Origin of the sequence: Methylobacterium gnaphalii (assembly GCF_007992215.1) — a bacterium.
Lineage (GTDB): Bacteria > Pseudomonadota > Alphaproteobacteria > Rhizobiales > Beijerinckiaceae > Methylobacterium > Methylobacterium gnaphalii.
Map to the genome: position 1 here is coordinate 1 of NZ_BJZV01000030.1, position 11,707 is coordinate 11,707.

Consider the following 11,707-nt stretch of genomic DNA (forward strand, 5'->3'; position numbering starts at 1 on the left):
ATTCCGGCCTGTCGGCTTTTGGTCGAGAGGTCGTAAGAGCGGACAAAATTCTAGGGCTCACTCATAGGTAGTTCCTCGGACGCCGATACAAGCCCAGCCCCGATCGCGATCCAGACAAGATGCGCATCGGTGCGGGCCCCGAGCGTGGCGCGGATCACCGACAGGTTGTTGTGCACCGTCTTGAGGCTCAGACACAGCGCCTCGGCTATGGTCTGGGCGGTCATCCCGCTGACGGTCAGGTTCAGAATTTCGAGTTCCCGAGGGCTGAGGTCATCAAGCGCCGTGCGCCCCCCGGCTACCTCATCCTGGGCGATCGTGCGTGCGATGTCGGTGCTCATCGCCTGCTCGCCGCGGAGCACCGCGGCGACCGCCGCCAGCAGCTCACGGGGTGGGCTCGCCTTGCTGACATACCCGCTCGCCCCCGCGGCGAAGGCTTGGCGCGCGATCACCGCCCCGGTGCGCATGCTAAACACGACGATGCGGGCGGCCCTGTCCCACTGGCGGATGTGACGGAGGACTTCAATGCCGCTTGGGCCGGGCAGTGACAGGTCGAGAATCACGAGATCGGGCTCGTGAGCCTTGTATTGGTAATAAGCCGCCGCAGCGCTTTCGGCTTCCGCGATCACGACCAAGCCTGGCTGTCGCTCGATCAGGCGGCGATAGCCTTCCCGCACGACAGGATGGTCATCGACAAGAAGGATGGACGAGGCCATGAGGCGATCTCAGTCGTCGACGGTTGGCACGGATGCGGAAGCACGGATACCGGCGCCAGTGCTGATGAGCGTGAAGCTCCCGCCGAGGGCGGCCAGCCGCGCTCGGATGCCGACGAGCCCACGACCCGTATGGGACGCGGCTTGAGACACATCGCCACCGCCGTCATCGTCCAGCGTGAGCGTCACTGTTCGTGACCCGGCCTCCGACCGATCGAGCCGCAAGAAGATCCGGCTCGGCCTGCCGTGGCGCAAGGCGTTTGTCAGGAGTTCCTGCGCAATCCGGTAGAGGCTCGCTGCCACGGTCCCGGGCATATCGGTAAGATTGCCCGTCACATCGAGATGTAGGGCCGGGCCGGACCTGAGTTGCCCTCGCCAATCGGCAACGAGGCTACGCAGTGCTTCCTCCAATCCGGCTTCGGCGAGATCGGGCAGTTCGAGGCGGGCCAGTGCTCCCCGCAAGCTCTCCCGCATCGTGGCGATCAGCGCCTCGATGCCCTGGGCGTCCTCACGAAGATCCTCGCGCTCCGGGGGCGCAGCACCTTCGATCGCGGCAGCACGCGCTCCAACGGCCGCTAGGCACTGGCCGAAGGCGTCGTGCAGGTCGCGCGCGAGCGCCTGACGCTCCTCTTCCTGAGCCGTGACAAGCCTCTGCATCAGGCCAGCGCGCTCGGCTTCGGTATGCGCGAGCCGGTCTGCGAGAGCGTTGCAAGCGCGGGCGATCCGGTCGAACTCAGTGGCAGCGAAACATGGCAGCAACGGTCGGGTCCCGGCCGCTTTGAGGGTCTCCAGCTCTTGGACGATCCGGCTTGCCGGTGCGACGAGGCGCATCACGGCGAGCCAGTTGAGAAGCACCGTCGCCGCAGCCAAACCGAGGGCCAGTCCGCCTGCAAGGCGCGTCCGCCGCCAGAGACGAGCCGCCGATGCCATCGGATCGGGCCATGTCGTGACACTGCCGATTGTGCGCTCGCGATACGCGATCGCTCGAACCGTTGGCGTGGCATCGGCTTCCCAGGCAAGCGCCTTTCGGAACCAAGTGGGGGCGGCATCGAGGCCGTCCCAGTCACCGCAGAAGCGGCGGGGCAGTTCCACGCCGAGATGAATGTCGGCGCAGATGCCCGGCAGGAGCGTGACGACAGCCGGTGCGGCCTGCGGCACGCTGACGGGCATTGCAGCCGGCCCGGCGCTTCCGAGGCCTGGCTGACGCGCCAGTTGCGCGGCGATCCGATCCGCCGACATTGCAGCCTCCCAACGGAGGCTCGTATGGGCGTCCCAGGCAGCCCATGCGATCGCCCCCGCCAAGCAGAGCACGGCGACCACGAGAAGGCGTAGACCGAGATGCGCGGGCAGGCTCATGGATCAAACGGCTGAGCTCGAAGCGAGGCTGTGATTTGGCACTGGGACCGTCGGGATGCGCAAGCCATGGCTCACTCAGACGGGAAGAATGCCCGGGCTTCGGCGGGAGCACTTCCCTGGTTTAATCGCGGCACGATCCGGAGGATGGCGCTGTCCCCTCTCCACGGAGCCGGCCATGTCGCTTCTCCTCTCCCGCCGCAACCTGCTGGCCGCCGCCCCTCTGCTCCCGCTCGGGTTACACCTCCCTGCGTTGGCCGCGCCTCTGAGCGGTCCGTACCGGGTCGGCGCGTTCACGGTGACGCCGTTGCGCGATGGCCTCTTTCCGCTGGAACCGAGCATGATCCCGGCCGCCGAAAGCCAGGCCGGAGAGACCTTGTTGGAGGGGGCTGGTCTCCCCGCGAAGGGTCCGTCGCCGGAGCCGGTCAACGCGTTCCTGATCCGCCGCGGGGAGCGGCACTGGCTGCTCGATGCGGGCTGCGGCACTGTACTCGGGCCGGGGTTCAACCGTGTGACCGCGGCATTGGCGGCGGAGGGCGTGCGGCCGGACCAGGTCGAGACCATCTGGCTGAGCCATCTGCACGCCGACCATGCTGGCGGTCTCCTGACGCCTAACCGCCTCGCACGGTTCGCGAACGCAGAACTCGTGCTGCAGGAGCGCGAGGTGACCTACTGGTCGGATGCGGCGGCTAGAGCCTCCGCTCCGGCCGCGTTGAGCCCGATGTTCGATACGGCGCAGGCGGTGCTGGCGGCCTATCCCGACCGGATCCGGCGCGTCTCCGGCGAAGCGGAACTCGCACCGGGTATCCATGCGCTGCCACTGCCCGGCCATACACCGGGACATATGGGCGTCCTGATCACCGACGGCTCCGATCGGCTGCTGATTTGGGGCGATATAGTTCACTCGCGGGTCTTGCAGATGCCACACCCGGATTGGACGGTGATCTGGGACACCGATCCAGCGGAGGCGATCACGACCCGACGGAGCATCCTCGACCGCGCGGCGGCGGAGAACTTGAGGGTGACCGGGATGCACCTCGCCACGAGCGGAAGGATCGAGCGCGCTGATGCGGGGTACGCGCTGATCTAGTGGTTGAGCGCTGACGGTTGAGTCCGTTCGGGGTTTCGGTTTGGGTCCCGCCCTGCGAGTCTGGCGGGATGCGCAGTGGTATCTCTTTCAAGCTCTCCGCCTCGGATCGCCTTCGGCTGGAGGCCCCGGTCGCGGATCGAAACACTCCGCAGAAGCACGTCTGGCGCGCCCGTATCGTGCTGCTGAGCGCCGATGGGCTCGGGACGCACGCGATCATGCGTGAGGCGGGCGTATCCAAGACAGTGGTCTGGCGCTGGCAGGACCGCTTCGCGCAGGAGGGCGTCGACGGGCTCCTGCGGGATAAGACGCGACCAGCGCGCATCCCGCCGCTGGGGCCGGAGGTGGCGGCGCGCGTGGTGGCTCTGACGCAAGGAGATCCGCCCGGCGAAACCACGCATTGGACGGCCGCCGCCATGAGCAAGGTCGCGGCCATCAGCATCTCGTCGGCGCAGCGGATCTGGCGCGGGCACGGTCTGCAGCCGCATCGGATCCGGCAGTTCAAGCTCTCCACCGACCCGGCCTTCGCTGCCAAGTTGCGCGACGTCGTCGGGCTCTACGTCGACCCGCCCGCCCATGCCGTCGTGCTCTCGGTCGATGAGAAGAGCCAGATCCAGGCGCTTGCCCGCACGCAGGCCTCATTGCCGATGAAGCCGGGTCAGCCGACGACGCGCACTCACGACGACAAGCGCCACGGCACGACGACCCTGTTTGCCGCCCTGGACGTCTTGGAGGGCAAGGTGATCGGCCGCTGTATGCAGCGCCACCGGCATCAGGAGTTCATCCGCTTCCTCAACGCGGTCGAGGCTGCAGTACCAGCGGGCAAGATCGTCCACGCGATCCTGGACAACGATGCCGTCCACAAGCACCCCAAGGTCCGTGCCTGGCTCGACCGCCACCCGCGCTGGACGTGTCCCTTCACGCCGACCTCAGCCTCGTAGCTCAACGCCGTCGAGGGGTTCTTCGCCAAGCTCGCAAAACGCAGCCTGCGGCGCGGCGTGTTCAAATCGCTGATCGAGGTGCAGGCGGCCATCAAACGCTTCATCGCCGAGAGCAACGGCGACCCGAAGCCCTTTACCTGGACCGCTGACCCGGATCGCATCATCGAAGCCGCAAAGCGCGGGCATCAAGTGTTAGACTCGCACCACTAGATGCGCTGGAGCTCGCGGGCCGCGGGTGTCTGCTTTCGAGGTCCCTTCAACGGATGATCGGCGACCGCATTGGGTCGCAAGCGGCGTGGCCGAACAGGGTGGTTTTCCGCCGGTCTGCTTACGGTCGGCAAAGCATGGAAGCGGACCTTGTCTTCGTGCGCGCTTTTGATCAGTTCGGCAGGAGGCCTGACTCTTGATAGCTCCTGATTAACGAGTCGAACAGGTTTATGTCCGACCGGCTTCGAGCGATGATCTGAGCTCCGGCCACAGCAGCATAGATGGCACGGGCTCTCGTCTCCCCGTCCTTCGGCTCAACAAGCTTTGCACCAACTAGCTGCTCGCGTAACCAAGTCGTATTAACGTCGGCAAAAGACTGGACCTCTTTCAGAACCTGCTCCGGCAACGCGTCATATTCTGTCGCCATGAAGCTGCTGAGGCACATGCGATTGTTGCGTTCCAGAGAGAGGCGAAAAATGCTAGGGTATTGCCGTAGCGCTTCCATCGGGTTTTGCGCATCGGTTGAAATAGCTTCAAGATCGCGGGCAATGTCTTCCCAATATCGGCGCGCGACTGCCTCGCCGAGGATGGCCTTATTAGCGAAGTAGTAGTTGATGCTTGCAGCCTTGATGCCAACAGCCTCCGCGAGGTCGCGGAAATTGATGCCGCCGTATCCATAGGCCATCGCTGCTTCCCTCGCGGCCACGAGGATCGCCTCACGCACATCCCTCTTCAATGTCGCTGCCATTTCAACCTCCACCTGTCATATGGCAGACAGGTGTTGACTGTACAAGGCGCCGGCCTTAGCTTGCTACCTGTCATATGACAGACAGGCAAAATTCTTAGGAAAGTGAGACGACGATGTCCGACAAGCTCAAGCTCTTCACCTCACCGTCGGCCTTCCCCAACCCGCAGCGCCTGCGGATCTTCATGCACGAGAAGGGCATCGGCAATCACTTCGACGAGACGATCTACGACATGTCACCGGCGGGTGAGCAGCGAGGCTGGAAGCACCTGAAGATGAACGCATGGGGCGAGACCCCGACCCTTGCGCTCGCCGACGGCTCTTACCTCAGTGAGACCTCTGCCATCGCCCGCTACCTCGACGACGCGTTCGAAGGCCGCAAGATCATGGGGGAGACGGCGCACGAGCGTGGCCTAGATCAGATGTGGGACAACCGGGTCTGGGTCCACATCCTCTATCCCATCGTCACCGCATTCCATGTGCTGCATCAGGGTCTGGGCCCGAAGCTCGAGCTGACCAGCAATCCAGCTTGGGGCGAGCACTCCCGCAAGGTGGCACTGGCGCATGCCGGCTTGGCCGACCGGCACCTCTCAGACGGCCGTGCGTGGCTGCTGGGAGGCGATCAGCCGACGTTCTCGGACATCACGTTGGCGACGGCCATCGCGTTCTCCAAGTTCCCGGTGAACGCTACTCCGCTCGATGAGCGCTTCGAGCATCTCGATGCCTTCTGGCAGCGCTGGCAGTCTCGGCCGACCTTCATCGCTGCCTATGCGGACAGGAGCAGCGGTGTGCCGGAGATCGACAACCGGACGTGAGCGCCCAGCGGTCGGTCCCAGCCCGGGTCCGACCGCAATCCTGCCCGAGGAGGTCATCATGCCTTTTGCAGGTATCGATTTGATCCAGGGGGAAAAGCCCCGAGTACCGCGCTGCCGTGGCAGACATTGTCTATCGAGGCATCGTCGACATCCTCGAAGCGCCTGATGGCGACCGCCTCGTCGTGATCGGCGAGCACAAAGCGGATAACCTTGTATACGATCCGCAATTTCTTGGGTTCAGCCGGTCGCCAGACTTCATCTTGATCCAGGTGACGAGCACCGTCGGCAACAAGAAGGACACCAAGTTCGCCTTCTATCGTTTCGTTGCCGACGAACTGAAATCGACGTTGGAGATCCGACCCGACGACATCATGATCAACATGGTCTTTGTCGACAAGGAGGACTGGTCGTTCGGTGATGGTCAGCCGTGGTAACGACTCCCGATACGACCTCAGTCCACAACTGCAGGGCCGCAGATCAATGACCGCTTCGGGGAAGCGCCGACGGTCAACGTAACGACTGGCGTGGGTCGGAAGCGGCTACGCTAGTCAGATCGATTTTCTGCCTGTTGCTTTGCGAGCATGGTACGAGAAAAGCAGCTTGGATTTTTACCTTGCCAAACCATAGACAGACTGACGATGTGCGCGCATTCCATGCGAGGCTGATGACAGTCGCCAGCGGTTCTGTCGACCCTCGGCTTGAGCGCGTATTCGGGCTCGTTCCAAGAGAAGCATTCCTGGGACCTGGGCCTTGGAAGGTCATGGTCAATAATCGATACGTCGAAACGCCGAGCGATGACCCAATCTTCTTATATCAAAATATTCTTGTGGCGTTGAATGCCGATCAAGGCATCAATAATGGCGAGCCGTTTCTCCATGCAGCTTGGATCGGTTTTGCTGCGCCCCAAGGTGGCGAAACCATTGTTCATATCGGCGCGGGAACAGGTTACTATACTGCGTTTTTGTCCCTGCTCGTTCTCCCAAACGGCAAAGTCCATGCCTATGAGATTGAGCCAATTCTAGCTCGCCGTGCAACGGAAAATCTTAAACATTTTGATGGTGTGACTGTCGTTCATGGCGATGCCACGACACTTGTTCTGCCCGATTGTGACGTGATCTACGTCAATGCTGGTGTTGTTTCGCCGCCGGGCCGATGGTTGGAGGCGCTGCGACCTGGGGGCAGGATCATCTTCCCTTGGAGACCGTCGAGCTACGTGGGGATCGCGCTGATGTTGACACGAGGGGCAGACGGTTTTGGAGTTCGGCCTCTGGGGCCGTCATGGTTCATACCCTGCGTTGGTGCTTCGGACCCAGCGGATTGCCTGAAGGCTCCCAGTCCTTGGCAGGCACGCTCAATCGACGCGGCATGGCTGACAAAGGATCGAGAACCTGATGACACGGCTGTAGCGATATGCCGGGATGTCTGGTTCTCGGCGGCGCCTCGCTAAAACCGTACGTCTCGGTTGGGTCGGAAGCAGCCGGTCTTCGTACGTAGCAAGCGTCGGAATTGAGCCACTAGTGGTAAAAACCTGACGGATGGTACCTGCCCGAAACGTCCGAGAAGGGTGGGTAGCGCCGGCTCGATAACCGCTAGGCAAACGTCCGGAGTCAAGGCCGCAGCCGACGAAGCAGACTTGGATTATTAAGGCCCCGGAGTGCGAGCGACGTTCATCAACCAGCACACCATCACGAAGTAGCCGACCAGCGTTAGCAACTCGACTGTTACTGCTTCACCCCAAGTGCGCAGAGCAGCGGCATAGGTTTCGTCACTTAGGCGATGCTGGTGGATGAGTTCGCCGGCTATGGCATGCGCCAAGACCAGATCGGCGTGGAGATCGGTCGGTAGCGGCACACCCCGTTCGACTGCAGCCAAGGCAGCAGGCGGCACGCCCGCAGCTTCTGCCAGCGGCAAATGCATGTCCCATTCGAACACGTTGGACAGCTCCCGCGACACCACGCAGATCGCCCACTCGCGCAATGCTGCGTCGAGCATCCCGGCATAGCGCAGTGTCTCCCCAACTTTGGCGACCGCTTGAAGCAACGAGGGGCGGTGCAGCAGCGGCCGGAACGGACCGTAGACCCCTTGGCGGGGGCCGTTGGTCAGTTCATCAGCGGCTGCCTGCTGCTCCGCATCGAATGTGGCCGGCGGTCCGAGGCGTTCGGAAAGCCCGAACTCCGGAAAGGGCGGCGTTGCGGAGGCGGACCGGTTGGGACGCATCAGACGGGCCTTAGGCTCTTGGGAGGCGGTTTGGCGCCGCGCCATAGCCACAGGGCCGTCAGCACCAGCACCAGCGTCGCGATTGCGCCGGTCCAGCCCAGTGCGTCCCAGCCGGCCCAGCGGCCGGAGCCGAGGGCGCGCACCAGCAGCGGGCCCGCGATTTGCCCGGCGGCGAAGGCAGCGGTCATCCGGGCGAGGAGCGGGGTCGGATCGTCTGGCCGCGCCTCGCGCGCCAGCTGCAAGCCAGCCATGGTGGCAACCATGAACGTGCCGCCGACAAAGACTGCTGATGCGGCCACGGCCCAGAGGGCTTGGACAAACAGGGGTAGGGCAGTGCCAAGCGCCATGACGCCCTGCGACAGCGCCCACAGGCGTTGGCGTGGTGTGCTCGGCAGCCAGCGGGCCACGGCGGCAACCGACAGGGCAGCGGCTAGACCGAACAGTGGCCAGGTCAGCCCGAATAGCAGAGGATCGGGAGCCAGCTCGCGCGCCATGGCTGGCAGGAATGTCGCGGGCACGATGTAGCCGAACCCAAAGCTCCCGTAGCAGAGCACCAGAGCCAGCCGCCCACTTTTTCGCCTTGCTGCAACGGCTGTGGCCTCGCGTTCCGTGATCTCGGCCGGGGCCGTGTTCTGTCCCCATGACTGTGCCCAGACCAGCACCGCTCCGGCACTGGCGATCAGCCCCAGCTCAAGCCACAGCCAGTCCGCCCGCTGGCGCCCGCCAAGCCAGGTCAGCACGCCGGCCAAGGCGATACCGAGACCGACGCCCGTGTAGATCCATGCCCCCGACTGCCCGGCTCCACGTCGCGCAAGTTCAGCCAGGCACCAGCTGCTTGCGCAAACCAGCGCCCAGGCACTGAACACGCCGGCCGCCCCGCGCAGCATGGCCCCAAGCAGGGGGGTGCGAACGGCATCAACCGCCACCATTGCCAGTGTCGTGAGTGCGACGCCAATCAGGCTCAGAAGCAGACCACGACGCGGGTTGCCACTGAACCATGAGGCGGTCAGAGCGCCGATCAAATAGCCGACATAGTTGGCTGCCGCCCACTCCGTGCCGGTGGCAGCGTCGAGGGTGCCGTCGCGGATCATCAGCGGCATCAGCGGCGTGAAGGCGAAGCGGCCCACCCCCATCGCTATCGCGAGCGTGACAAGTCCGCTGACGACGACGGGCGAGGTCGAGCGGCTAGGTCGGGCGGAAGGTGAGAATGTAGTGCTCATCGGAGGGTTGGATTGAACACCCATCTCGACGTCTTGGAAACTGAATTATCGTGATCTATGGTTCTCTTTATGAGAACGATGGATTTGGACGACCTGCATATCTTTCGCTGCGTCGTGCGTGAGGGCGGTGTGACGCGGGCTGCACACCACCTGCACCGTGTACCATCCAACGTCACCACCCGGATCAAGCAGCTTGAGGAACGGCTTGGGATGGCGCTGTTCCGGCGCGAGGGCCGCAGCCTGACCCTGACCGAGGCCGGGCGCACCCTACTCGGCCATGCCGAGAAGTTGCTGCAGATGGCCGACTTGGCCGAAGAGGAACTGCGCAGCGGCATCGTGCGTGGCGTGCTGCGGCTCGGGTCTCTGGAAAGCGCGGCCGGGGCGCGACTGCCGCCGATCCTGTCGGCTTTCCATGCGCAGAACCCCCACGTCACGATCGAACTTCAAACCGGCACGACCCGCGCGATGCTGCGCCAGTTGGAGCGGTACGAGGTCGAAGCCGCCTTTGTGTCCGAGCCGTTCGAGCGGGGAAACCTGTCGTCGGTGCCGGCCTTTGACGAAGAACTGGTGCTGATCACTGGCCGGGGTGTGCCGACGATCCGCCAGGCCAGCGAGTTAGGCGGGCGCACGCTGGTGGCCTTCCCGCATGGCTGCTCCTACCGCCAGCGCCTCATTGAGTGGCTGGCCGAGGGAAACGTATTACCGGAGCGGGTCTTGGAGATGAGTTCGTATTACGCCATCGTCGCCTGCGTGGCTGCCGGCACCGGGGCCGCCATCGTCCCGGCCGAAGTACTCGACCATGCCGTGCTGAGCACAGCCGTTGAGCGCCATCCGTTGCCGCCTCGCTTCCGCGTCAACCGCACGCATCTCGTCTGGTCCGATTGCGCCAGTGCACCGTTGCAAGCCCTTATGGCGCTGCTGCCCAGCGCGGGTATCGCTGAACAGGCGGCATAGAAAAGGCTGCCAGATTGCTTTGGAATATGAGGGTTTTGTGCGGGTTGTGCAGCCACAGCTAAGCAGGATCTTAGAAAGCGCACGGTCCGCTTTCCATTCATTCCGGCTGCGACCGTGCGACCGATCAAGGCCTGCAACGGGGGGGAGCGGACCCAGATCATGGGGTCCATCCGTAAGATTTTGACAACTAGAGTGGAGGCTGCCCCTCCCCGCCCCGCACGCAAGAGCAGGCGAAGGGGGTATGGCGCGGCGGCACCAACTCTATGGGTTCTGCGTCGTCGCCCTGGCACTTCTCGCTAGGGTGCTCAACACGAGCCCGCCAGCGTTTGTCGTGGGGTGGCTCGTCGCTCACTTCGGTGTGTTGTCCGTCAGTACTGCGCGAAGCATCGGCGCGATCGAAGTCTGGGACAAAGTTCTTGAGATCAGCGCCGCCGCGCCAAAGCCGCTGGGATCGAGGAGAGGGAGCCGTGATCGGCCGCACCTACCTCGAACGCGGCAAGCCGGCCGTCGTGCTGATCCGCTGGGCCGACAAAGGGATGCGGAAAGTGCTGATCGAGCACGAGAGCGGCGAGCACGTGGTAAGGTCGTTCAGAGGGCTGCGGAAGACTCCCTCATTCGGCACAGGATTGCATCATGGCTGAGGGCGAAGACGACGTTGTCTATGAGGCGCTGCCGCTGGCAGGAGAGATCGGCGATCCGATGTCGCTTGAGGTATGCCCGATCGGACCCTTCCTCAGCGACAACGGCACGTTGTGCCTCAAGACCGATTACGAAAACAACGAGGGCTGGATTAACGCCTACATCGTTAGCAGTGGCGAGTTCTTCTGGGGCGAGCAGCCGAAGAGCGTCTCAAGGCAGCGCGCCTCTCGCGTGCGGCCAGTAATCGTGCATCTCCCCTCTCCGCCCAATCCCGCCTAAGCTCCAGCATGGCAGATCAACCCGCCATCGGCGAGTTGCGCAAGGTCGCGGCCGTCACTGACGACCAGATCGACGCTGCGGTGAAGGCCTACCTGAACGCGTCGGACGCCCAGGCCTTTAAGGTTGCCGACGGCCTGACGCTCGACCTCGCGCAGGCGATGTCAGCACACCGACCCGGAAGGCGCTCGCCGACAAGAACGCCACCGAAGCCTTTCGCCGCACGATGATACGGACAGCGATCCTATCAGCGGGGCCAGAAACCAGCTAACTTCGTAGGATGCCTAATTCGCGCGCCAGACGCATCTTGGGGAATGCGTTGAAAGGCGATTGCGCGACGGCGCCGATGCCGACTCCTTGTGAGGCATACGATCAGTTTTTGCTGTTGGAGATAGGCCTGCCGAAGGACCGACGGAGGCCGCTGGGCTTCTTCTGGGACGCGCCATCCATCATCCTTACGCTCGTAGCAACCGGCGTAGCGATCTACGGTCTGGTGCTATGGACGGGTTGAGCCTAGTAGATCAGCAACCATCATCCTTGCCA

The 11,707-nt window shown here is 63.7% G+C and carries 13 protein-coding genes and 1 pseudogene; 9 read left to right on the forward strand and 5 right to left on the reverse strand.

All coding sequences use genetic code 11. The annotated features are described in order from the left end of the window. Nucleotides 1–50: 50 nt before the first annotated feature. Together MGN01_RS19625 and MGN01_RS19630 are read right to left on the reverse strand one after the other, a co-directional pair. On the reverse strand, nt 51–713 hold the full coding sequence (locus MGN01_RS19625; protein WP_147048529.1) for a response regulator transcription factor: 663 nt from the start codon (nt 711–713) through the stop codon (nt 51–53). A gap of 9 nt (nt 714–722) precedes the next feature. Further along, on the reverse strand, nt 723–2,066 hold the full coding sequence (locus tag MGN01_RS19630) for a sensor histidine kinase (protein WP_147048530.1): 1,344 nt from the start codon (nt 2,064–2,066) through the stop codon (nt 723–725). 175 nt (nt 2,067–2,241) lie between these two features. Between MGN01_RS19630 and MGN01_RS19635 the strand changes: the two genes are divergently transcribed. Together MGN01_RS19635 and MGN01_RS19640 are read left to right on the forward strand one after the other, a co-directional pair. Then, a complete protein-coding gene (locus MGN01_RS19635; RefSeq protein ID WP_147048531.1) occupies nt 2,242–3,153 on the forward strand; it encodes an MBL fold metallo-hydrolase in 912 nt (303 codons plus the stop codon). A 68-nt stretch (nt 3,154–3,221) separates the two neighbouring features. Then, nucleotides 3,222–4,301, forward strand: a pseudogene (locus MGN01_RS19640) (IS630 family transposase). Between the two features lie 169 nt (nt 4,302–4,470). Here the strand turns inward: MGN01_RS19640 and MGN01_RS19645 are convergent. Then, a complete protein-coding gene (locus tag MGN01_RS19645; RefSeq protein WP_147048532.1) occupies nt 4,471–5,046 on the reverse strand; it encodes a TetR/AcrR family transcriptional regulator in 576 nt (191 codons plus the stop codon). A gap of 113 nt (nt 5,047–5,159) precedes the next feature. Here MGN01_RS19645 and MGN01_RS19650 point away from each other — a divergent pair, with 113 nt between their 5' ends. The 3 genes from MGN01_RS19650 (at nt 5,160) to MGN01_RS19660 (ending at nt 7,305) form a co-directional block, all read left to right on the forward strand. Further along, a complete protein-coding gene (locus MGN01_RS19650) occupies nt 5,160–5,858 on the forward strand; it encodes a glutathione S-transferase family protein (RefSeq protein WP_147048533.1) in 699 nt (232 codons plus the stop codon). A gap of 116 nt (nt 5,859–5,974) precedes the next feature. After that, a complete protein-coding gene (locus tag MGN01_RS19655; protein WP_238258206.1) occupies nt 5,975–6,292 on the forward strand; it encodes a tautomerase family protein in 318 nt (105 codons plus the stop codon). 230 nt (nt 6,293–6,522) lie between these two features. Further along, nucleotides 6,523–7,305, forward strand: a complete 783-nt coding sequence (locus MGN01_RS19660) for a protein-L-isoaspartate O-methyltransferase family protein (protein WP_147048534.1) — start codon at nt 6,523–6,525, stop codon at nt 7,303–7,305. A 194-nt stretch (nt 7,306–7,499) separates the two neighbouring features. On the opposite strand, the gene MGN01_RS19665 is transcribed toward MGN01_RS19660, so the two are convergent. Both MGN01_RS19665 and MGN01_RS19670 read right to left on the reverse strand, forming a co-directional pair. After that, nucleotides 7,500–8,075 carry a carboxymuconolactone decarboxylase family protein gene (locus tag MGN01_RS19665; RefSeq protein ID WP_147048535.1) on the reverse strand — a complete coding sequence of 192 codons (576 nt, stop codon included), beginning with the start codon at nt 8,073–8,075 and terminating at the stop codon, nt 7,500–7,502. Beyond that, nucleotides 8,075–9,295, reverse strand: a complete 1,221-nt coding sequence (locus MGN01_RS19670; protein ID WP_147048536.1) for a YbfB/YjiJ family MFS transporter — start codon at nt 9,293–9,295, stop codon at nt 8,075–8,077. Before MGN01_RS19670 ends, MGN01_RS19665 begins: the two co-directional genes overlap by 1 nt. 78 nt (nt 9,296–9,373) lie before the next feature. Between MGN01_RS19670 and MGN01_RS19675 the strand changes: the two genes are divergently transcribed. From MGN01_RS19675 to MGN01_RS19685, 4 genes are all read left to right on the forward strand, one after another. Next, complete coding sequence (locus MGN01_RS19675; protein WP_238258208.1) at nt 9,374–10,249, forward strand: LysR family transcriptional regulator; 876 nt, start codon at nt 9,374–9,376, stop codon at nt 10,247–10,249. A 467-nt stretch (nt 10,250–10,716) separates the two neighbouring features. Then, nucleotides 10,717–10,890: a hypothetical protein gene (locus MGN01_RS23725; protein WP_170246077.1), complete on the forward strand. Its 174-nt coding sequence runs from the start codon at nt 10,717–10,719 to the stop codon at nt 10,888–10,890. After that, nucleotides 10,883–11,167, forward strand: coding sequence for a hypothetical protein (locus tag MGN01_RS19680; protein ID WP_147048538.1), 285 nt, complete (start codon nt 10,883–10,885; stop codon nt 11,165–11,167). The genes MGN01_RS23725 and MGN01_RS19680 overlap by 8 nt, the downstream gene beginning before the upstream one ends. An 8-nt stretch (nt 11,168–11,175) precedes the next feature. Further along, entirely contained in the window at nt 11,176–11,394 is a 219-nt protein-coding gene (locus tag MGN01_RS19685; RefSeq protein ID WP_147048539.1) for a hypothetical protein, read from the forward strand. The last annotated feature ends 313 nt before the right edge of the window (nt 11,395–11,707 follow it).

Bases quoted from the DNA above. Each gene is read 5' to 3' on its own strand.
- MGN01_RS19625 (WP_147048529.1), bottom strand. From the start codon at position 713: ATGGCCTCGTCCATCCTTCTTGTCGATGACCATCCTGTCGTGCGGGAA.
- MGN01_RS19630 (WP_147048530.1), bottom strand. From the start codon at position 2,066: ATGAGCCTGCCCGCGCATCTCGGTCTACGCCTTCTCGTGGTCGCCGTG.
- MGN01_RS19635 (WP_147048531.1), top strand. From the start codon at position 2,242: ATGTCGCTTCTCCTCTCCCGCCGCAACCTGCTGGCCGCCGCCCCTCTG.
- MGN01_RS19645 (WP_147048532.1), bottom strand. From the start codon at position 5,046: ATGGCAGCGACATTGAAGAGGGATGTGCGTGAGGCGATCCTCGTGGCC.
- MGN01_RS19650 (WP_147048533.1), top strand. From the start codon at position 5,160: ATGTCCGACAAGCTCAAGCTCTTCACCTCACCGTCGGCCTTCCCCAAC.
- MGN01_RS19660 (WP_147048534.1), top strand. From the start codon at position 6,523: ATGACAGTCGCCAGCGGTTCTGTCGACCCTCGGCTTGAGCGCGTATTC.
- MGN01_RS19665 (WP_147048535.1), bottom strand. From the start codon at position 8,075: ATGCGTCCCAACCGGTCCGCCTCCGCAACGCCGCCCTTTCCGGAGTTC.
- MGN01_RS19670 (WP_147048536.1), bottom strand. From the start codon at position 9,295: ATGAGCACTACATTCTCACCTTCCGCCCGACCTAGCCGCTCGACCTCG.
- MGN01_RS19675 (WP_238258208.1), top strand. From the start codon at position 9,374: ATGGATTTGGACGACCTGCATATCTTTCGCTGCGTCGTGCGTGAGGGC.
- MGN01_RS19680 (WP_147048538.1), top strand. From the start codon at position 10,883: ATGGCTGAGGGCGAAGACGACGTTGTCTATGAGGCGCTGCCGCTGGCA.
- MGN01_RS19685 (WP_147048539.1), top strand. From the start codon at position 11,176: ATGGCAGATCAACCCGCCATCGGCGAGTTGCGCAAGGTCGCGGCCGTC.